Source organism: Novosphingobium sp. CECT 9465 (assembly GCF_920987055.1).
GTDB lineage: Bacteria > Pseudomonadota > Alphaproteobacteria > Sphingomonadales > Sphingomonadaceae > Novosphingobium.
Genome location: NZ_CAKLBX010000001.1, coordinates 318,667 through 338,944, shown reverse-complemented (window position 1 = coordinate 338,944; position 20,278 = coordinate 318,667). Strand labels below are relative to the sequence as shown.

The window sequence follows — 20,278 nt, the reverse complement described above, 5'->3', positions numbered from 1 at the left end:
GCACGTTTTCATGCACACGTGCGCTTATGATTCGTTTTTACTGACTCGAAGGATAGGGGTAACCGCTTGCTCGGCAAGGGGCTGGCCTCTACCAGAGGCGATAACTGTTTGGCGCAGCGGCCAAATCCGCGCATTTTAGCCGACAATTTCATTGACGGAGCGTCAAGTGGCGTCTTCCTCACCAGTCCGGTTCACGCCCCGCGCCATTGCCTTGGCCGCAAGGTAGCCAAAGATCATCGCCGGACCGTTGTTCGAACCGCTGCCGGGGGAGCGGCCACGGAACACCGAGTTCATGTCCAGACCGGCAGCATAAAGACCATCTACCGGATTGCCCCGCGGATCGAGCACGCGCGCATCACGATCAACGCGCAGACCCAGCATCGTGGCGGAATCGCCGGGATGAACGCGCAATCCATAAAACGGAGCAGTCGTGATCTCGCCAAGGTTGGGATTGGGTTCATGCCCCGGATCGCCCAAGGAGCGGTCGGCGGCAGACTTGCCTCGCGCGAAATCGAGATCATCGCCAGTGCGCGCAAATCCGTTCTGGCGCTCGACCGTGGCGGCAAGTCCGGCAGGGTCGATGCCCAGCTTCGCTGCCAGTTCCGGTATGGTTTGCGCCGTCTCGATGTAATCGGGCCGCAGATGACGCTTCAACCCCATGCCACCGGGCCTGACCGGACCCATGCCATACTTGCGCATCGCGGTATGATCGCAGATCAGCCAGGCTGGCACCGAACCGGTAGCGTGCATGCCTGAGATGGGATCGAGCGAGGCTTCATTGGTGAACCGCTGACCGGCCTTGTTCACGGTGATATAGCCAGGCTTCGTCCGATCGGCGACCATGTGCGGAAACTTGACGAAACTGCCATCTTCCTGCGGGACCAGCGACAGCATGACCCAGCCGCCGTGCTGGAATCCCTTTTCCACGAACTCGCCGCCTGCCGCCTGCCCCATGCGGATACCATCGCCCGCATTGGAATCGGACATCAGCGAATAGTGCTGGTCGCCGAAGGGGATGTATTTGCGGCGCATTTCGGCATCGGCGGAAAATCCGCCTGACGCCAGCAATACGCCGCGCGTGGCATGAACCTGCACATCGCGCCCTTGGCGTCTTACCGTTGCCCCCGTCACGCGTCCGTTCTCGCCAGTCAGCAGGGCGGTGGCGGGCGAATCTGTCCACATTTCCACCCCCGCCTCCAGTGCCGCTTTCATCAACCCGGCGGCCAGCGAATTGCCCATGGTCAGGCGTGTACCCCGCCCGAATCGCACACGATCGGCGAGGAACCGTGCGAACAGGCGGGCCAGATACAGCGTCGATTTCAGGGATTTTCCGATGGCGGCAAGGTGAGGCAAGTCCGGCAGATCGACCATGAAGCCACCGCCCGGCGCATTGAAAACGCCCAGCGGATGCCGCAACCGTGCGAAGTCCTTACCCAGACGCTTGCCATCCGATTCCGCCGGGGCCAGCGCGCGCCCACCTGCGGCGGCGGCGCCAGGGGCTTCGGGAAACCAGTCGCCCATGCCGGGATAGGCGATCAGGCGTATGTCGGTGGTGGCGTGAAGCATATCGACAAGTTCTGGCGCGGTATCGACGTAGGCGGCGATCAAGGCAGGATCGAACGTGCCTTCGCCAATGGTTTCCAGATAAGTCAGGACATTTTCGCGGCTGTCATCGAAACCGGCATCGCGCCCCGGTTTGCTCAACGGGAACCATACGCCGCCGCCGGACCACGCCAGCGTACCGCCGATACGGTCTTCCTTTTCAACAAGCAGGACATCCAGCCCGGCACGTGCCGCAACCAGCGCGCAGGTAAGCCCGGCTCCGCCAGAGCCAATGACGACCACGTCCTTGCGGATGACTTCCGCCACAGCCATTTCTCCCGAACAGGCCTGGCTCGGTTGATCCGGCACTGCCTTTATGCGGGGAAATCTAGGAGAGGCAGTCCAAAGCGAAGACAATAATCGTTGAACGGTGCTTACAATTAGCAACCGGACGATCAATCCGCAGCCAGTATCTCTTCGTAAGCCCGCACGATCCGGTCGAGCGTTGGCCGGTAGTCACCCAGCCCCGGAGGCAGAGCAATAACATTGCCTTGTTCGTCCACGCCTGCATGCGCCAGAATCTTGCGCCGGACCAGCATGACAGCTGCGCCGATGACCGCCTGGTTTGCCTCGACATAAAGATCGAGAGCCAATTCGCGTGAAAGTCCGCGCTTTTCCAGCATCGCGATGATGTTGGTGGCATAGGCGACTTCACGGTCGGTCTTTTCTCCGCCGATCAGGTTTCCGATCATTTCGGGCCTGGAATTGAACATGGCAAAGCACAGCGCGGCGTGCCCGAACAGCACTTCCTGCCATGTGCCGCCGTAGTTATCGGGGATGGACCGCGATGCCATGCGTTCGGCAACCAGTTCAAGCAAGTGGTCGCGGCCGCGAACGTAGCCATAGAGCGTCGCGACGCCGGTATTCAGCTGCTGCGCTACCGAACACATTTCAAGCCGTTCGATTCCCACCGAACAGGCTGCATCCACGATCGCGTCAAGAGTGAGGCGGCGGGGCCGACCAACCGCGCGCTTGCCCGAAAGGGCAGGATCCGGTGCGGGAGGACAGGAATCCTTGCGAACCGGCGCACTGTTGACGATCAATTTTGGCTCCTTTCCGTCCTTCACCCGGCAAATGCGCCTTTCTGAGCGCTTGGCGACAGACTGAACCGTCTCGACCATATGTGCAAGCGATCCATATATCTGGCCTGTCCGTCTGCAAGTTATTTTCCGAATCGCTATCGACAATAGGTCCGGTCAGCGGTAATCGGAACCGACGGCGGGCCACCCCGTCACCCATCGTATTGAAACATTGGTGACAGACATGAAAATCCATTCCGTGTTCGCACTGGCCCTTGGCCTTGTCGCACTTCCCGCCGCAGCGCAGATGGCAGAACCCGCTGCTGCCCCCACCGCCACCCCCGCTGCTGCCGCTGTCGCCGCGCCCCAAATCAAGGGTGGCGAAATGGTTTGGTCGGCAGACGGTCGCCGCATCGGACGTGTTGACCGCGTACGCGGTTCGGCTGTTGCGGTGGTGAGCGATATGCAGATGGTCTACATTCCGATCGCTACCCTGACGGTCAGCGAACGCGGCCTTGTCAGCTCGCTGAGCCGCAAGGAAATCAGCCGCCTTTGATCGGTTGTGTGCTGGCGCGCTGACAGGCGGCGCCAGCCCCACCTTTCCCACTGAAAACGCCGCCGAGAGTCTCGGCGGCGTTTTCATTTTTGGTCCAGATTCGAAGCCATTCGCGGCAAATCAGGCGTTCAGCAATTCCCCGGCGATCTGGGAATGCACGGCAGACGGATCGTTGCCAGCGTGTGCCCGTGCGGCGGACATGTCCAGCCACAGTTGCGTCAGCGGCCCATCGCGCTGGATGCCGCGCCCACCAAGCAGAAGCATCATTTCGTCCACCAACGGGGCAAGACGGCGCATGAAGCCCGTCAGTTGCGCACGGTATAGCAGCGCCTCGTCCATCGGCAGCGTCTCATCACGCGCAACGATTTCGCTCAGTCGCGCGTAATTGTCGTGGAACTGACGCTCGATCGAATCGAGTTCAACGCGCGCGCGGCCGATCATCGATAGAAAACGGGGATTGTCGCGTGATGCGCCGGAACCGAAAGCGCCTTGCCTTTCGCGCGTGGAGGCCGTGAAGGAGGCCAATGCGCCGCGCACAGCTCCGATCGAAAGGCTGGAAATGGACGAGGCAAAGACATAGAGCCACGGCAGGCGATAAAGTGGTGACAGGCCCGATGCCGCCGGAAGCGGCAATAGCCCGCTGTCGGGAACATAGGTACGATAGGCGGGCACGAAGGCATCGTCGATTACCAGATCGTTGCTGCCCGTGGCGCGCAGGCCGAATGTATCCCACACGCGGTCGATGCGGCAATCGCTCATCGGCACAAGGAACAGGCGCATCTGCGGCGCTGGGCGCGCTTCATCCGGCGGGACCATGCCGCCCACGACCGCCCATTTGGCGTGGCTGCTGCCGCTGGAAAAGGTGAAGCGCCCGCTGATGCGATAGCCGCCGTCAGTCGGCGTGACCTTCCCGACCGGGGCGAAGGATGACGAAGCCAGCGCGTCGGGATCGTCGCCCCAGACGTCGGCCTGGGCCAGCGGATCCATCCGACCAAGCATGAATGACTGCACGGACAGTACACCGAACACCCAGGCGGTGGACATGCAATGTTCCGCAAATACGTTTTGCAGCGCAAAGACGTGGCGCGGATCGAGTTCCAGACCGCCCCAGCGCTTGGGCTGAAAGGCGCGCAACAGACCCGCAGCCTTCATTGCCGCGATGGTTTCGGGCAGTACGTCCGCCTGACGGTTTGCTTCGTCCCTTGTGGCGATGACCTGCGGCAACATCGCGCGCGCGCTATCCAGCATGGCTTGAGGATCGTTGCGATCCATGGTCACTTCGGCGATCGAGCTTGCCATCTGCACATCCTTTATCTCACGCACGCATCTTATTACATGCGGGGCTGTAAGCCCGCAGAGCGGACGCCGTGCCTTTCGTAAGGTAGGAGCCGACGGGGCCAAAAAGAATTGCCCTAACGGGCAATCGCTATGCCGCCTTGGCCGGAATTTCGCGGCGCAGCGCCCTGGCAGCGCGAAGATAGAATATGATCGCACCGACCAGCACCACGCCAACCGCCATCATCGCATGCTGCAATCCTTGTGCCGCGCCGACGCTGCACGCCTGCGTCACGGCTTTATGAGCGCAATCCGCCTGATAATCGCCGGCATAGGCTTGGGCGGCCAGACGGTCGCTCAGCCAGCCCAGCAGGACGGATCCTATCCCCAGCCCCGCCACCGTTTGCCCGAAGGCATGCAGTGCCGCGGCAGACGCCCGCATCCGCGGCTCCACCAACCGCTGCGTCACGGTCATGATCGCAGGCAGGAATGCGTTGAGCGATCCGGCAGCGAAGAACATCAGCACCATGAACCAGCGCCAGTCCGATTGCAGGATGGCCGTCAGATAAAGCGGCAGCGAGATCATCAGCAGCAGGGCTGGCGCTTTGCCGAACCAGCCGATGTCGCGCTTGCCCAGCCAATCGGCCGCGCGGCCCCCGGAATAATTGCCGATGACCATCGCAAGGCTGAGCGAGATGGCAAAGATCATGCCTGCCTGTGCGATATCGAGACCGTATCGGCGCACCAGCAGCGGGATCATGAACAGGTTCAGCCCGAAGCTGACCATGCCGACCAACCCGCTGGCGGCGGTAAGATAGAGAAACGCAGGGGATCGTCCGACACGCCGCAGCACTGCACCGAACGACGGCGTCACATCGCCTGCGTTGCGGCGCGGCGGCTCCGGGATTGTCAGCTTCAGCAGAACGGCAAGGATGATGCCGGGCAGGCCCAGCACCACGAATGCCGCGCGCCAGCCGTAATTCTGCACCACCCAGCCACCGACCGTCGCAGAAACCGCGCCGCCAATCGAAACCCAGATAGCGATGGTGGAAAAGGCGCTGGCGCGACGTTCTTCGGGAAAACGGTCCGATATCATCGAAACCAGGGCGGGCGTGAATCCGGCCTCGCCCACGCCAACACCCATGCGACACAGCAGGATTTGCACGAAATTGCCGGCTGCACCCGTCAATGCCGTCATGACTGACCAGATTGCGGTCACCGTAGCGATGATCCCGACACGGCTGCGGCGCTCTGCCAGACGTGCCAGCGGAATGCCAAGCGCCGCATAGAACAGCGAGAAAGCAAGGCCGCCCAGCAAACCCAGCTGCAGATCCGACAGATTCAACTCACGCCGGATCGCTTCGCCAGCCACCGAAATGATCGTTCGGTCCACGAAGTTCATCATGTAGATCAGCCCAAGCAGCAGGAGAAACCAGCGCTCGCTGCCGGCGGTGGCCTGTCCGCCCGGCGTTGCTTCGTTCATGCCCCTGCTCCACGATAGACAAGATTGATCGCGCGTAATTCCAGCACGACATCGCCTTTGCCACTGACCATGCGATAGGCCTGGGTGACCAGCCCCCGCCCTGGATCAGACGACGAAGGACGGCATGCCACGATTTCGGATTCCAAAGTCAGGCTGTCGCCTGGACGAACGGCCATTCGAAAGCGCAAATCCTCTATTGCCACGCCACAATAGTAATCGATATCGCCGTTCAGATCGTGATCCATGCGCCGCCATATCGCGATAAGGTGCGCTCCGCTTGCGATCAGGCCGCCAAAGGCCGATTGCATCGCTGCATCGCGATCGACGTGGAACCACTGCGGATCGAACTGTCGCGCAAAAGCGATGATTGCCTGCTCATCCAGCACGATCGGAGGGGATTGGCGTCGCTCTCCCACGACCAGTTCGTCGAAACGGCGGCGAGGCTGGCGGTCTGTCATGATGCCTGACTGGAGACGAGAACGCCGTCCGTCAAGCAGCACCAACCCGCTTGAAGGACGGCATCAGATCACAGTCACACGGCTGATTTAGCGACGGCACACGTCAAGGATTGCCTGTTTCACGTAATTCTTCACATTGGCGCCCATCGCCGAAGGCTTGCCGACCGCTTCGCCCAGTTCATGGGCAAGCGTCAGATCCTTTTCACCGATGCCGGCCTGCACCGCCATCAGATCGCGGCGGGTCTGATCGCCGGGATTGTTGCGAAATGCGATGAAGCCATTCATGGGCGGGGTCATCACGCCATTGCGCTGCATCACGGTGATCAATTTGTCGATCGGCACACCGGCGGCTTCGGCAAGGTCCATCGCTTCCAGCCCCAGTTCGATCTGGCACCATGAAACAAGGTTGTTACAGATCTTGAGACCCATCGCCGAACCGAGTGGCCCGACCAGCATGGTGTTGGTGGAATAGGCATCGAGCACGGGCTGTACGCGCGCCATCGTCGCCTCGTCACCGCCGAGCATGCAGAACACGAACGGACCGTCATTGGTCATTTCAGTGCGCGTGACGGCAGCGTCCATCAGTTCAACGCCGACAGCCGCCGCGCGTTCCGCCAGCGCCTTGGCGGTTGCCGGGCGAATGGTGCTGTGGACCAGAATGACCGAGCCGGGCTTCATGACCGGGATAAGTTCGTCAAAACATTCGGTGACCTGCTTGTCGTCCTGAACGCAAATGCCCACGACATCGCAACCGCCCAGTTCGGCGATGCTACCGGCCAGCGTCGCCTTGCCGCGGAACGGCTCCATCGATGCGGGGAACTTGTCGAACACCGTCAGCGGCAGCGACAGCTTGGCCAGCTCGCGCGCCTGGCATCCGCCCATGCTGCCAAGACCGATGAAACCTACTGAACCGATCGCCTGCACCATTTGAGAACTCTCCTGAACCGGGATTTGCGGCCTTCTAGGCCATCTGCACGTTCACCGTCACGGCAACAAGTCTTCGCACGAGTGCCAAAACTAGCTTCGTCGCGCCGTCATGCAGTGGCCGGGTGCAACGCGTCGTCCGGGCCGTCGCTACGGCCGGTGCCCTTGCGCTTCACATGCCGCGCCGCCAGTGCGAAGTGCATTGCCGCCACCGGATGGCACAACAGCATGATCGAAAGCGCCCAGCCCAGCGAATTTGAACCGCCGATCATGTCGCTAAGCCGCCCGACGACAAACGGTGCCACGCCAAAGCCCAGCAACGTCGCACCGAGTTGGAGCAGTGCGATGGTAAAGCCACGCACCTGCGACGGCACAACGATCAGCAGCAGTCCGTTGGCAGGACCGTTATAGCTGTTGAAGAAGAAGGCATAGCAGGCCACCAGAACCAGCGCGGGGACCGTGCTTTCGGTCAACAACGAGGCAATGCCAAGGAATGTCGCAATGAGTGACGTGCTTGCAGCGATCATGCCCGACCGCCATGGATTTGCCCGTGCATCGCGACGGCTGCTACGGTCGGCAAGCCAGCCGAAAGTGGCGCCGCCAAGTGCGCCCAGCAGGCCGGTTGTAAGGCCGACGGTAAGCCCGGCTTCCGAAAGCTTGAGGCCGTGCTGGCGCACCAGGAACGAGATCGACCAGGTCGAATAGGACGAGATCGCCGCCGCCGTCAGCAGCACACCGAGCAGGATATGCACAGCGGCCGGGCGGGCGCCGATTTCAGCAAGCGATTGGAAGAACGACAGCTTTTCGGCCGGAGGAGCCGACTGGACGACACCCGGCACTTCGTCGCTTGCCCCGCGTTTCGGTTCGCGCACCACGAAGAACACGACCACCGCCATGATCATTCCGGGCACCCCCGCAAGGAAGAACGCCATGCGCCAGCCATAGGCCGCTGCAATCATCCCGCCGACGATGAATGTCACGATCGACCCGATGGCCGAGGAAAGATACCACAAGCCCACCGCGGTCGAGCGTTCGCGCGCCGGGAAATAGTCCGAAAGCAGCGACAGGCCGGCAGGCGATCCGCCCGATTCGGCCAGGCCGACGACGCAGCGCGAAACCAGCAGTGCGATCCAGCTGGTCGCCAGCCCGCAGACCGCCGTTGCCGCGCTCCACAAGGCCAGGATCACGGCCAGCGCATTCTTGCGGACGGTCCTGTCGATCAACATGCCCATGGGGAGCACGGCCGCGCCATAGAACAAGCCATAGCCCAGACTCGAAATCAGCCCCAGTTGTGTATCGTTCAGGTTGAATTCGTGACGCACAGGTTCCATCACGATGCTCACCACCATGCGGTCCATGATATGGCAGCTGTGCGCGAGCGTCAGGACCAGCAGGACGACCCAACGATAGCTCGACGCTTTCTCCGCTTGTGCGGAACCGACCATGCCCTCCCCTTTCCGAATTGAAATTTAAGCCATTTGGTCCGCGCGGAGGCGGTTCAGCATTCTGGCCCAACAGGTCGAGGCAAAGCTTGCGGGACGAACCCGCCTTTGGATAGGCGCTCCGCTTCCTTGCGCCTGCCATCCGCTGCATCATCGTGCTTGCCGGGATTTGCGTCGCGCATTCCTGATGTTGCGAGTATGCGATCAGGATAGTTCGCCGATCGGCACCAGCGGTGCGGCATTGGCCGTGTAATGAATGGAAGGCTAGTTTGACATGAATGATACTGCGACCAGTCCGCAGGCACCCGCCCGCGAAATGCGCCATTGCGCGCTTTTCGACCGCGCGGTCATTTACGAAAACCCGCACGAAACGATCGTTCCGGAAATTCATGCCGGACCTGCCGTGTTCTATGCCGACAACGTCTCGTTCAATCAGCCGGGCTGGGTGGTTCGCCGGGCCGAAGATCTGCGCAAGATCTATGCCGATACCGAAAACTATCACAAGAGCGGCAACACCGGCTTTGCCAAAATGATCGGCGAAGACTGGGACATCATCCCCACCGAACTCGACCCCCCGGTCCACACCGCGTACCGTTCGGCGCTCAATCCCATCTATTCGCCCAGCCAGATGATGAAGCTGGACGGAAAGGTGCGCGGTCGTGCGCAGGAATTGATCGCGAAGTTCAAGGACAAGGGCGAATGCGAATTCGTGCAGGATTTCGCCGTCCTGTTCCCGATCACGATCTTCCTTGAAATGATCGATCTGCCGGTGGAACGACTGGAACAGTTCCTGGAATGGGAAAACCAGTTGTTGCGCGGAACCGATCATGATGTGCGCGTGGCCAGTGTGCGCGCCGTCAAGGAACTGCTGATGGAAACCATCGCGCAACGCCGCAAGAACCCCGGCGATGACCTTATCAGCAAAACGATGCTGCTCGAAGTCGATGGCCGCAAGTGGAACGACATGGAAGTGTTCGGCCACGCCTTCAATCTCTACCTCGGCGGGCTTGATACCGTAACCGCCAATCTCAGCTTGCAGTTCCGCCATCTTGCCGAGAACCCGCACGATCAGCAGACCATGCGCGAGAACAGCCCTTCGCAGAATGTCGTGGCCGTAGAGGAATTGCTGCGCGCCTATGCTGCGGTTTCGACTCAGCGGATCGTTTCGAAAGAGCACCAGCTTCATGGACACACCCTTTTGCCGGGCGATGTCGTTTCGATGTCCACCCCGCTCGCCGGGCGTGATCCTGAAGCCTATGATAATCCACAGGACGTGCGCCTCGATCGCAAGCCGATGCACGTCACCCTGGGCCACAGCCTTCATCGCTGCCTTGGCCAGCATCTGGCCCGCCGCGAACTTCAGACCGCGATCGAGGAGTTCGTGAAGGTCATTCCGCAGTTTCGGGTGCAGGAAGGCTTCCGCGTGCCATGGTTCCCCGGCAACGTCATTCAGGTGACCGAACTGCCCTTGCGCTGGGGCTGAACCCGCTATCGCCGCCCGGTATGGACAAAGACCTACCGGGCGGCAGATTGCATCGCTGCGCGCCCGTCCTTTCCTTGTCCCAACAACGGATAGGGAGAACGGGTAATGGATCTGGGCATTGCAGGGCGCACGGCGCTTGTGCTGGGTGGCAGCAAAGGGATCGGGCGGCAGATTGCACTCGATCTTGCCGATGCCGGGGCCAATGTCATCGTTGTCGCGCGTGGGCAGCAGGCCATCGATGAAACGGTCGCCGCGGTGCAGGCCAAGGGCGTGAAAGCGGTTGGCATCAGCGCGGACCTGCTCGATCTTGCCAGCTATCAGCGCATTCATGATTTCGCGGTGGCAAATCTCGCTGCGCCTGACATTGCGATCTACAATCTCGATCCGCCACCGCCCGGCACCTTTGCCGATGTGGACGAGGACATGCTGGCGCAGGCCTATCACAGCGTCGTCTTGTGCTATGCGCGCATGCTGCGGGTGGTGCTGCCGCACATGCAGCAGCAACGCTGGGGCCGTATCGTGACCATCGGATCGGGCACTGCCAAGCAACTGGTGCGCAGCGGCCTGAACTTTGGCTATGTACTTGCCAACAGCACCCGCGTGGCGGCAAGTGCGCTGGCCAAGACGGTTGCGGGTGAAGTGGCAGCGCAGGGCATCACCATCAACACCATCGGCACAGGCTACATCGACACAGAAGCCAATCGGGCATGGACGCACGAGCAGGCAGCAGCCGCCGGAATGAGCTTTGACGACTTCCGGGGCAACATGGTGCAGCATATTCCCACGGGCCGTGCCGGAAAACCGCAGGAAATGGCCGCATTATGCCTGTTCCTGTGTTCGCAACAGGCCGGGTTCACAACAGGTGAAACCATCCTGTGCGATGGCGGCCAGACCAACTCGATCCTGTAAGCCGGGCCTAGCTGGTCGCCAGCCCGGCCTTGTGCATGATGGTGGTGTCGAAATATTCGGCGATCCGGGTGATCTTGTCGCCTTCGACGGTGGCGATCAGCAGGAATGGCACTTCGATCACGCCCTTTGCCGTATCGCCCGCCAAAGTGGCCTGTTCGACAAAGCCGCCCGGATGCAGGTGCACCCGCATGTCATCGTAACGCTGATTCGAAAAAGTCCTGGCGCTCGATTCCAGGATACCGAGATAGGCCGCCTTTGAATGTTCGGTGCCGGGCTGGAAGTTGTACCAGACCACGGCATCGTCGCTCAGATGAGCGACGATCCGCTGGTTATCGCGTGAGCGGCAGGCAGCTTCCCAGCTTTCTGCCACCGCCGCGACCCGATCGATTGCGGCCCCGGTCATGCCGCACCATTGATATTAGCAACGTGCGTTTCGAACTGGTCGCGATTGTCGGCCACATGAGCGAATGCCTTGCTCACGCCGCCGTCCACACGCAGGATTTGCCCGCTGACGAAGCGCCCGTCTTCGGATGCAAGCAGTGCCACCATCGCGGCAATGTCTTCGGGATAGCCCAGTTCCGGCGTCAGGTGGTGACGTTCGACCATTCGGATCAGTTCCGGCTGATTGGCCCGCGATGTGGCCGTAGGCACCATGCCCGGCGAGATGACGTTGCAGGTGACGCCCTGCTTGCCATATTGCGCAGCGACATAGAGCGTCAGCGCATTGACCGCCGATTTCGACGCAGCATAGGCCGTGCGGGCAAGATCGCCGAGCAGCGCAGCACCTGAACTGGTGTTGATGATCGCGCCACTGCCCGATGCGATCAATGCAGGCAGCGCGTGCTTAATCATCAACATGGTGCCGCGGGCATTCACCTTGAATGTCTCGTCCCACACGTCGATTTCCATGTCGCCAGCCGTGCCGTCACGGTTCAGGAAATCGGGGTTGGTGGCTGCGCCATTGTTGAAGACGACTTCCAGCTTGCCATAATGCGCCAGCGTGTCGTCGATCAGCTTTTCGATGCTGGCAGGATCGCCCAGGTCAAGGTGGAGCGCAATGGCATCCCCCCCCTCGGCGCGAATTTCCGCCGCCAGCTTTTCGGCCGGCTCCAGCATGACATCGGCGATCACCACCTGCCCGCCTTCGGCGCAAAGCCGCCGCACCGTGGCCGAACCAAGGCCGCCCGCGCCGCCCGTGACGATGCATGTTCTTCCGGTCAGTCTGCCCATCGGGGTGCTCCTCAGTTCTTGGCCGGTTTGTAGGCGTCAACGCCGCCACGGGTTTCTGCGACATGCGGGAAATGGGTGGAAATTCCGCCATCCACCGGGATGATCTGCGCGGTTATGAACTTGCCATCGTCCGATGCCAGCAAGGCAACCATCGCGGCAAGATCGTCTGGCCGTCCCAAACGCGGGGTCAGGTGATGGGCAAGGTACAGGTCCAGATTGTGGCCCTGATTCATCTCGGTGTTTTCCGTCACCACCAGACCGGGCGAGACGACATTGCAGCGAATGCCTTTCTTGCCGTACTGCGCCGCAACGTATTCGGTCAGCACGTTGATCGCGGCCTTGGACGCAGCATAGGCTACGCGGAAAAGATCGGCGCGCAGCGACGCGCCCGAACTGGTATTGATGATCGAACCCCCGCCCTGCCGGATCATGTGTGGCAGCGTATGCTTGATCATCAGCATGGTGCCGCGCGTGTTGATGCGGAACACGCTGTCCCACAGGTCAGGGTCCATGAATTCGACCGACGCATCGTGCAGCATGGTTTCATAACGGGTGTCGGCAGCGTTGTTGAACAGCACGTCGATCTGGCCATACCTGGCAATCGTCGCCGCAATCAGCGCCGTGATGCTGCTTTCTTCGGCAAGATCGAGGTACTGCACCATCGCTTCGCCACCGGCGTCACGGATGCCTTGAGCCGTTTTTTCCGCGCCTTCGACATTGATGTCGGCCAGCACCACTTTCGCCCCTTCGGATGCAAGCCGCCGCGCTGTTGCAGCGCCGATCCCGCCGGCCGTGCCGCTGATGACGGCCACTTTGCCTTCCAGTCGTCTCATCGAATATTCCTTCAAGATAATTCGGCATCAGGCCAATTCGAGCGGACCGTCCACCAGCATGTCGACTTTGCTGCGGTCTACCTGCTGCACAAGAAGCGGCGCGCCGTTGATGATGTCTTCGCCCATCATGAGTCCGTCTGCATCGAAGCGCATCATCGTGATATTGGGCCAGCGCGCCAGATAGAACTCATCTGGATCAACAGGTTCGCTATGCCTGGTCATGAAAGCGCCGGGATAGATCGCGCTGAGAACGGCGCGAACGATAAGTCCGTTCTCATCGAAGGCGACGCGTTCTTCATCGAACGGCCCCGCCATGCGAACGCCCAGCGCAACCACGCCTTCATACATTGCGCGGGTTCCGGCGCGATCGACGATAGTGGCCATGCCGCCTTCCGGCGTCATGAAGGGGTGTCCGTCGAAACTGTAGGAAATCGGGCCGTGCGACATCGTTTCCATCACCATGTCGACATCGTTGATGACTTCCCCCCACCAATGATTGCGATGAACCGTCAGCCAGCCCCGGCGCGTGGCATCGGATTCGGCGGCGATCCGCGCATCGAGCCGGGCAAGACTTTGGCGCGCGGTTGAAAGGGTGAGCATCCTCGGTTCTCCCTGCTGCATCGTTGTGCGGCATGAGCGCCGTCTTTGCTTCACCTCGGCATGCTACGATCCTACCAGCGGGCAGGCGCTCATCGCGATTTGCGCCAGATCATGCATGAAACAACAGCGAGCGCAGCGCATTACCAGCCGCCGTCCGCTTTCACATCAGGCTGGCGGAATATGCTCTTGAGATCGAAGAACACGCGCATTGTCTTGATCCGCGCGTCATCATCAAACCTATAGTGGACCACGTGCGCCAGGTCGTGCGGCTCCAGCCCGTCCTTTTCCAGAGTCATCGCGGAATGCTCGATCGCTTCATTGCCCACGATGATGCGTTCGCGCGGGCTGCGGTTGATCCTCACGCCGTTGTCAAAAGTGCTGCGATAGAAGGCTTCCATTCCGGCCCGGCCACCGCCGCGTGGCAATCCCGCGGGGTCTTCGATCACGCAATCCTCGGCCAGCAACGTCAGCCGTTTGGCAATATTGGGCGTGTCATATGTATCCTGAAGCGCAATCAGGGTCGCAAGCACCTGTTCGCGGGTAATCGTAGCCGGAACCTGTTCGTACACCGCCCTGATGAAACTGCCGATGGTGAAACCTGAATCATCTTCAAGTGCCAGCCCTGCCTGCCCGTCGGCCATTTTCTCTCTCCCATTATGACGATTTCATCTGAATCGTGCATTATGATGCATAGAATCGCGGCGGTTACCAGAAGATCTGCCAAGCAGGGATTATGCCGTTCCCGGACACGCCTTTGCAAGGCCATGACCCCCCCCTGATTTTACAACCCTATCCAAAGACAGATGTGGATTGAAACTGCAAACTATGCACTGCGCATTGTCGGATAATTCCCTGACGAAATAATGCAGGAGAGGACAATGCCGTACAGAGTAGACATTCCCGCAGACCGCGAACCGCTGGTCCACATTCTCAACCACGTTGGCACTGAAAAGCTGCTCGACACACGCCAACGCATGTTCCGCACAATCTATGACGCACCTGAGACGACCCTGACCGCACGCGAACGCGAAGGCATGCGGATCATGGGTGCTGCCCGCACGAACTGCCCGATCTGCGCGGGCATGCGGCTGTGGCGCGATTGGCCGGGTTTTGACGGTGGCGAGATTCCCGAAGAATTCTATCAGAATGCCATCGATTGCAACTACGATTGGGAAGGCTTTACCGATCGGGAGAAGCTGTTGATCGAATATGCCGACCGTTTTGAACGCGACATTGAAAGCATCAATGGCGATGATGTGCTGTGGGAGCGCATGCACGCCCTGTTCACCGAAGAAGAAATTGGCGACACGAACCTGATGCTTGGCTGCTGGGTCGGCACCGGCCGCGTGCTCAAGGCGCTTGGCATCGGCAGCGTCTGTGTTGTGCCGCCAAGTGCGGAAACGCTGGCCGCGCTGCGCAACGATCAGTTGAGCGAACAGCCGGTCATGGCTGCCGCCGAATGACACGCTGGCCGCGTGGAGCGAAACTCTGCGCGGCCACAAACGGAACCATCTCAGGTGCTTGTCGCGTCATCAATCCTGCGGTGTGAATTCTATGGGCGGCAATGACATGCCGTCCATATATTCCTCGCACTTCGTGATTTTCTGCCCGCGCGTGTGAAACACCATGGCGAAAGGCACATCGTTGCGCGTCCCTGCGCCTTCGATGGCAATATCGGCAACGCATTGTTGCAGTACCGTATCATTGTTCATCGGCGTCAGGCAGATGTTCTTGAACGTGATCTGCATGACCTTGAGCGCCTCGACCAGCATGTCGAACTCTTCATCCTTGGTCAGGTTTTTGCGCACGGTCGCATGCCACTGGATGAAATCGTCAGCAGCGACGGTCTTCATGCCTTCAAGGTCCCGCGCGCCCCAGAACGTGTTCCACCGTTCAACGGCAATGATCGAATCCGGCTTGGTTGCGATATCGGTCATGGTTCGGATTCCTGTGATGATAAATGCCTGAAACACGTTTTCGCCGAAGGCGGTTCTCCCGGAACGCCATCACGCATTCGGCGCGCATTCGGGAATGTTTCCCATTGCACGGGAAACATCATGCGAATGCCGTACCGAGCGAGGCTTGGCGCCACGTTTCCACGTCATTCTTCACATTGGCCAGTTTATGCAGGATGCCGTTGACCGCGTCTTCGCCCAGGGCCAGGCGACGTGGCATGTTGCCTGCACGGATGATGTCGACGATCGCCTGCGCGCCTTTCACAGGATCTCCCGGCTCTGACCCGCTGTACGACGCGGCCCGATGCTTGGCCTCGCCAGCCTGCATTCCGGCGTAGGCATCGACGGACCCTTCGGCCGCCAGCATGGAACGCCCGGCAAAATCTGTGCGGAAGGCACCCGGTTCAACGATCAGGACATTCACGCCGAATGGTGCCAGTTCCTCCCCCAGCGCATCCGACAAGCCTTCAAGCGCGAACTTCGAGGCGCAGTAGGCTCCCGCCCCGGCAAAGCCGATCTGGCCGGCCATGGACGAAATCATCACGATTGTGCCGCCGCTGGCGCGCATTGCCGGGATCAGCGCCTGTGTGACGCGCAGGACGCCAAAGAAATTGGTTTCCATCACCGCGCGCACTTCGTCCAGTGATAGCGCTTCGATGGCACCGACCATGCCGAAACCAGCGTTGTTGACCAGCACGTCTATTCCGCCGAGCCGTTCGGTTGCAGCGCGCACTCCTTCATCGACCGCCACCTGATCGTTCACATCCATGACGATGGCGTCGATGCCCTCGGCGGCCAGTTCGGCAATTTGCGCAGCCTTGCGCACCGTGCCCAATACCTTTTCGCCCGATTGCGCGACCGCGCGGGCCAGTTCCCGGCCAAACCCGGTTGAAATTCCGGTAATGAACCAGCGCTTTTGCAGACCTGCACTCATCGAAAGCTCCGATCCTCAACCACAACCAGCGCCCGATCTTCGGATCGGTATCGCTCCATGCACACTTTAGCCTGCCCTCCCGTGGCAGGCCCTGCCCGATGACAGGTTGGAATTGTGAAGACCGCCCCGGACAGACTCTGACAGCGCAATTCGTTTGACGCGCCGTCCGGCGGGGTCGTCAGACCAGTTCAGCAAGTTCCACCCCTCCGGCGGATAGGAACAGTGAGCGCTGCCTGACGACAAGATGCGCAAAAGGCCGCGAAGGCCCGATGGAGAGGCCCATGAATCGTCTGGACGGGAAAACAGCGTTTGTCACCGGCGCGGGCCGCGGCATTGGCCGTGCCATTGCCCGGCTGTTTGCAGCCGAAGGCGCGCGCGTTGTCGTCACATCACGCACCAGCGCGAATGTGGACAAAGTGGTGGCCGAAATCACGGCGACCGGCGGCAACGCGATTGGCGTTGCCTGTGACGTGTCTCGCGAAGACGACATAACCGCGGCCATTGCCGCCACGGCTGAGGCATTCGGCGGACTGGATATTCTGGTCAACAACGCGTTCGACCTGTCTACGGTGCAATCATCGGTCAACGATCTGTCGGTTGAACAATTGATGCAGCAGTTCCAGACCGGGCCAATCGCCTGCCTGCGCACGATGCAGGCTGCCTATCCCTATCTGAAGCGTAGCGGCGCGGGCCGGGTCATCAACTTCGCATCGTCGGTGGGCGTGATCGGCGCCGCGGGTTTTGCGCCCTATGCCATGGCCAAGGAAGCGATCCGCGCACTGAGCCGGGTGGCGGCGCGCGAATGGGGCGCAGATGCCATCACCGTGAACAACATCCTGCCGATTGCACAGACCGATTCGTTCGATGCGACCACGGCGGACGACGCCGGTACACCGACATGGGTGCCCAACTCCCCCATTGCGCGGCTGGGTTCCCCTGATCTCGACATCGCGCCGGTGGCGCTGTTCCTCGCAAGTGCCGATGCGCGCTTCATGACCGGATACAGCCTGACGCCGGACGGCGGGTTCATCATCGATACGGCACGCTGAAAGCAACAAAACGGGAGAATGCATATGCGCAGGCTTGAAGGAAAAATCGCGGTTATAACGGGTGGTGCCGGCGGCCTTGGTTCGGCAACCGCAGAGCGGTTCGTCAGCGAAGGCGCGACCGTCGTTGTCGCCGATCTTTTCGAAGATCGGGCAAAGGATACCGCCCAACGCATTGGCGGCGGGTCCATCGGACTGCATTTCGATTGCGGCGATCCTTCGTCCATCGAAGCCGGCGTCGCAGAAGTGATTGCGCGCTTTGGCAAGATCGACATCCTGTTCAACAATGCAGCGGCCACTTCGAAGGAAGTGAACCTGCAGGATCGCACCGCCGTCGATATCCCGCTGGAAATCTGGGATCTGGTCATGAACGTCAATGTGCGGGGGGTGATGCTGGGGTGCAAATATGCCATCCCGCACATGATCGCCGCCGGCGGTGGTTCGATCATCAACACGGCATCGGATTCGGGCCTGATGGGCGATAACGTCCGCATCGCCTATGGCACCTCGAAAGCCGCAGTGATCGGCCTGACCAAATATGTCGCCGCGCAACATGGGCGGCAGGGCATCCGCTGCAACGCCATTCTGCCGGGGCCGATCATCAACGACAGCCTTGCCGCGTATCCAGACCTCGTGAAGCGTATCAAGCGCCAATCGCTGACCTCACGGATCGGCATTCCGGCAGACATTGCTGCGATGGCCGCGTTTCTTGCGGCAGATGAATCCGAATACATCACCGGACAGGCCTATTCGGTCGATGGTGGCCACGCCGCCCATCAGCCACAGATGGCAGACATGCGCGAAATCGAAGCCCCCGAACTGCCGCCGGTAGACACTTTCTGAATGCACATGGCGCGGTGCATGAAAACGTGCGCCGCGCCTGAAGGATCAAGACAGAAAGGCAGAAAGAAATGTCTGGCAATTATGACGTGGTCATCGCAGGCGCCGGCCACAACGCGCTGATCGTGGGCTGCTATCTGGCAAAGGCAGGCGTAAAAACGCTGATCGTCGAGCGTTCGGACCGGGCCGGAGGCAGCGTGGCAACACGGGAACTGACCGGGCCGGGCTTCAAGCAGGACGTATGTTCGGTCAGCCATTCGCTGATCCAGGGCAATCCGCTGATCCGCAATGACGAACTTCAGCTGCTTTCCAAATACGGGCTGCAATACAATCATCCCGAACGCATCTCGGCACTGCTGTTCGATGATGGCACCGTGCTGGAATTCTGGAGCGACATGGAGCGCACCGCCCAGTCCATCGCCAGGATCAGTCCGAAGGATGCCGGCAACTATCGGCGGTTCGTGGAAACGGTCGACAAGACGCTCGACCTGCTGGTCATGGGCATGTTCAGCGTACCGCCCGATCCGGGCGCGCAGGCGATGATGATGAATGCCTCGCCCGAAGGGCAGGAACTGATGCGGTTGCAGGCGATCAGCGCATGGGATCTGATCTGCGAATGGATCGAGCACCCCAAGATCCGCATTGCGCTTGCGCGCTATGCATCGGAAACGATGCTCGACCCGTTCGATTACGGCACCGGCTTCGGCTTCTATCTCATCCTGCCCTATACCTACAAATTCGGCCTTGGCATCGCGGTGGGCGGATCGGGTGTGCTGGCTGACGCTCTGGTGCGCTGCTTCGAGGATCACGGCGGCCAGATCCGGCTGAACGCCCAGGTCGATCGCATCCTGCTGGAAGGCCAAACCGCGCGCGGGGTGGTGCTCGATTCCGGCGAGGAAATTCGTGCAGGCAAGGCGGTGGTTGCCGGGCTGCATGTGGCGCAGGTGTTTCCGCACATGGTGGAAGGTGCGGAGCTGCCACCGGGCTTCGTTCATCGCGTGGATGTGCTCAAATATGCATCGTTGCAGCCGATGACCGTCCATCTCGCCCTAAAGGAGCCAGCGCATTTCGTCGGACAGGAAATCGACGATTTCTACTGGGTCGAAACCGGCCATGCCGATGTCGACGAGTTTGCGCAGGGGTTTCAGGAGCTGAAGCGAGGTATTCCGCGCGACGATTTCGCCATTTATGTCCAGCAGTTCCGCGCCGATGCCACGCGCGTACCCGAAGGCAAGGCACAGTTGCACATCTATGCTTTCGCCCCGCTCGATCTCAAGGATGGCGGGCGCGAAAAGTGGGATGAAATCGGCGAGGAATGGGCCAATCGCTTCATCGAGAGGCTGCGCACCATCGCGCCTAACGTGACTGACGAGAATATTCTCGGCAAGCACTTCATGACGCCGCTCGATATTACGCGCTACAACACCAGCCTGGTGAACGGCGATATTCAGCATCTTGCCTTTTACAGCTGGCAGTTGGGCGGGAACCGCCCCGTGCCCGGATGGGGCCAGTATCGCATGCCGATCGAAGGATTGTACATGACGGCAGGGTCCACCCACCCCGGCGGCGGCGTGACCGGCGGGCCTGGTCGAAATGCGGCGCAAGTTATCTTCGAAGATCTGGGGCTGGATTTCGACAGCGTTACCAGCTGACCGGCATGTTGCCCCGGTGAAGCATCGCCGCCGCAGG

At 60.7% G+C, this 20,278-nt stretch carries 21 protein-coding genes; 7 read left to right on the top strand and 14 right to left on the bottom strand.

Translation table 11 applies throughout. The features are described from left to right. Positions 1-162: 162 nt before the first annotated feature. Together LUA85_RS01630 and LUA85_RS01625 are read right to left on the bottom strand one after the other, a co-directional pair. Complete coding sequence (locus tag LUA85_RS01630; protein ID WP_231466597.1) at positions 163-1,869, bottom strand: FAD-dependent oxidoreductase; 1,707 nt, start codon at positions 1,867-1,869, stop codon at positions 163-165. 128 nt (positions 1,870-1,997) lie between these two features. Beyond that, positions 1,998-2,645 carry a hypothetical protein gene (locus LUA85_RS01625; protein ID WP_231466596.1) on the bottom strand — a complete coding sequence of 216 codons (648 nt, stop codon included), beginning with the start codon at positions 2,643-2,645 and terminating at the stop codon, positions 1,998-2,000. Between the two features lie 220 nt (positions 2,646-2,865). On the opposite strand from LUA85_RS01625, the gene LUA85_RS01620 reads away from it, so the two are divergent. Continuing rightward, entirely contained in the window at positions 2,866-3,177 is a 312-nt protein-coding gene (locus tag LUA85_RS01620; protein ID WP_231466595.1) for a hypothetical protein, read from the top strand. A gap of 120 nt (positions 3,178-3,297) precedes the next feature. On the opposite strand, the gene LUA85_RS01615 is transcribed toward LUA85_RS01620, so the two are convergent. The 5 genes from LUA85_RS01615 to LUA85_RS01595 all read right to left on the bottom strand — a co-directional run bounded on the left by LUA85_RS01615 (position 3,298) and on the right by LUA85_RS01595 (position 8,762). Beyond that, positions 3,298-4,476, bottom strand: a complete 1,179-nt coding sequence (locus tag LUA85_RS01615; protein ID WP_231466594.1) for an acyl-CoA dehydrogenase family protein — start codon at positions 4,474-4,476, stop codon at positions 3,298-3,300. A 127-nt stretch (positions 4,477-4,603) separates the two neighbouring features. Beyond that, complete coding sequence (locus LUA85_RS01610; RefSeq protein ID WP_231466593.1) at positions 4,604-5,935, bottom strand: MFS transporter; 1,332 nt, start codon at positions 5,933-5,935, stop codon at positions 4,604-4,606. Beyond that, entirely contained in the window at positions 5,932-6,393 is a 462-nt protein-coding gene (locus tag LUA85_RS01605) for a MaoC/PaaZ C-terminal domain-containing protein (RefSeq protein WP_231466592.1), read from the bottom strand. The genes LUA85_RS01610 and LUA85_RS01605 overlap by 4 nt, the downstream gene beginning before the upstream one ends. Before the next feature lie 87 nt (positions 6,394-6,480). Continuing rightward, the gene (locus LUA85_RS01600; RefSeq protein ID WP_231466591.1) at positions 6,481-7,320 is read right to left on the bottom strand and encodes an NAD(P)-dependent oxidoreductase; all 840 of its coding nucleotides are present in this window, start codon (positions 7,318-7,320) and stop codon (positions 6,481-6,483) included. Positions 7,321-7,427: 107 nt separating this feature from the next. Further along, the gene (locus LUA85_RS01595; RefSeq protein WP_231466590.1) at positions 7,428-8,762 is read right to left on the bottom strand and encodes an MFS transporter; all 1,335 of its coding nucleotides are present in this window, start codon (positions 8,760-8,762) and stop codon (positions 7,428-7,430) included. A 271-nt stretch (positions 8,763-9,033) separates the two neighbouring features. Between LUA85_RS01595 and LUA85_RS01590 the strand changes: the two genes are divergently transcribed. Then, the gene (locus tag LUA85_RS01590; RefSeq protein ID WP_231466589.1) at positions 9,034-10,242 is read left to right on the top strand and encodes a cytochrome P450; all 1,209 of its coding nucleotides are present in this window, start codon (positions 9,034-9,036) and stop codon (positions 10,240-10,242) included. 105 nt (positions 10,243-10,347) lie between these two features. Further along, positions 10,348-11,151 (top strand): SDR family oxidoreductase, encoded by an 804-nt coding sequence (locus LUA85_RS01585; protein WP_231466588.1) that lies wholly within the window; start codon positions 10,348-10,350, stop codon positions 11,149-11,151. A 7-nt stretch (positions 11,152-11,158) separates the two neighbouring features. On the opposite strand, the gene LUA85_RS01580 is transcribed toward LUA85_RS01585, so the two are convergent. From LUA85_RS01580 to LUA85_RS01560, 5 genes are all read right to left on the bottom strand, one after another. Continuing rightward, the gene (locus LUA85_RS01580; RefSeq protein ID WP_231466587.1) at positions 11,159-11,554 is read right to left on the bottom strand and encodes a nuclear transport factor 2 family protein; all 396 of its coding nucleotides are present in this window, start codon (positions 11,552-11,554) and stop codon (positions 11,159-11,161) included. After that, the gene (locus tag LUA85_RS01575; RefSeq protein ID WP_231466586.1) at positions 11,551-12,381 is read right to left on the bottom strand and encodes an SDR family NAD(P)-dependent oxidoreductase; all 831 of its coding nucleotides are present in this window, start codon (positions 12,379-12,381) and stop codon (positions 11,551-11,553) included. The genes LUA85_RS01580 and LUA85_RS01575 overlap by 4 nt, the downstream gene beginning before the upstream one ends. Positions 12,382-12,392: 11 nt before the next feature. Continuing rightward, positions 12,393-13,214 (bottom strand): SDR family NAD(P)-dependent oxidoreductase, encoded by an 822-nt coding sequence (locus LUA85_RS01570; protein WP_231466585.1) that lies wholly within the window; start codon positions 13,212-13,214, stop codon positions 12,393-12,395. 27 nt (positions 13,215-13,241) lie between these two features. Next, positions 13,242-13,814 carry a hypothetical protein gene (locus LUA85_RS01565; protein WP_231466584.1) on the bottom strand — a complete coding sequence of 191 codons (573 nt, stop codon included), beginning with the start codon at positions 13,812-13,814 and terminating at the stop codon, positions 13,242-13,244. Positions 13,815-13,954: 140 nt separating this feature from the next. Next, positions 13,955-14,455, bottom strand: coding sequence for a nuclear transport factor 2 family protein (locus LUA85_RS01560; RefSeq protein WP_231466583.1), 501 nt, complete (start codon positions 14,453-14,455; stop codon positions 13,955-13,957). Between the two features lie 237 nt (positions 14,456-14,692). On the opposite strand from LUA85_RS01560, the gene LUA85_RS01555 reads away from it, so the two are divergent. Further along, positions 14,693-15,277, top strand: coding sequence for a carboxymuconolactone decarboxylase family protein (locus LUA85_RS01555; RefSeq protein WP_231466582.1), 585 nt, complete (start codon positions 14,693-14,695; stop codon positions 15,275-15,277). A gap of 69 nt (positions 15,278-15,346) precedes the next feature. On the opposite strand, the gene LUA85_RS01550 is transcribed toward LUA85_RS01555, so the two are convergent. Then, positions 15,347-15,751 (bottom strand): nuclear transport factor 2 family protein, encoded by a 405-nt coding sequence (locus tag LUA85_RS01550; RefSeq protein WP_231466581.1) that lies wholly within the window; start codon positions 15,749-15,751, stop codon positions 15,347-15,349. Between the two features lie 118 nt (positions 15,752-15,869). Beyond that, entirely contained in the window at positions 15,870-16,703 is an 834-nt protein-coding gene (locus LUA85_RS01545) for an oxidoreductase (protein WP_231466580.1), read from the bottom strand. 281 nt (positions 16,704-16,984) lie between these two features. On the opposite strand from LUA85_RS01545, the gene LUA85_RS01540 reads away from it, so the two are divergent. The 3 genes from LUA85_RS01540 to LUA85_RS01530 all read left to right on the top strand — a co-directional run bounded on the left by LUA85_RS01540 (position 16,985) and on the right by LUA85_RS01530 (position 20,241). Next, a complete protein-coding gene (locus LUA85_RS01540) occupies positions 16,985-17,752 on the top strand; it encodes an SDR family NAD(P)-dependent oxidoreductase (RefSeq protein ID WP_231466579.1) in 768 nt (255 codons plus the stop codon). Between the two features lie 24 nt (positions 17,753-17,776). After that, positions 17,777-18,592: an SDR family NAD(P)-dependent oxidoreductase gene (locus LUA85_RS01535; protein ID WP_231466578.1), complete on the top strand. Its 816-nt coding sequence runs from the start codon at positions 17,777-17,779 to the stop codon at positions 18,590-18,592. A 68-nt stretch (positions 18,593-18,660) separates the two neighbouring features. Continuing rightward, on the top strand, positions 18,661-20,241 hold the full coding sequence (locus tag LUA85_RS01530; RefSeq protein ID WP_231466577.1) for an NAD(P)/FAD-dependent oxidoreductase: 1,581 nt from the start codon (positions 18,661-18,663) through the stop codon (positions 20,239-20,241). Positions 20,242-20,278 lie beyond the last annotated feature (37 nt).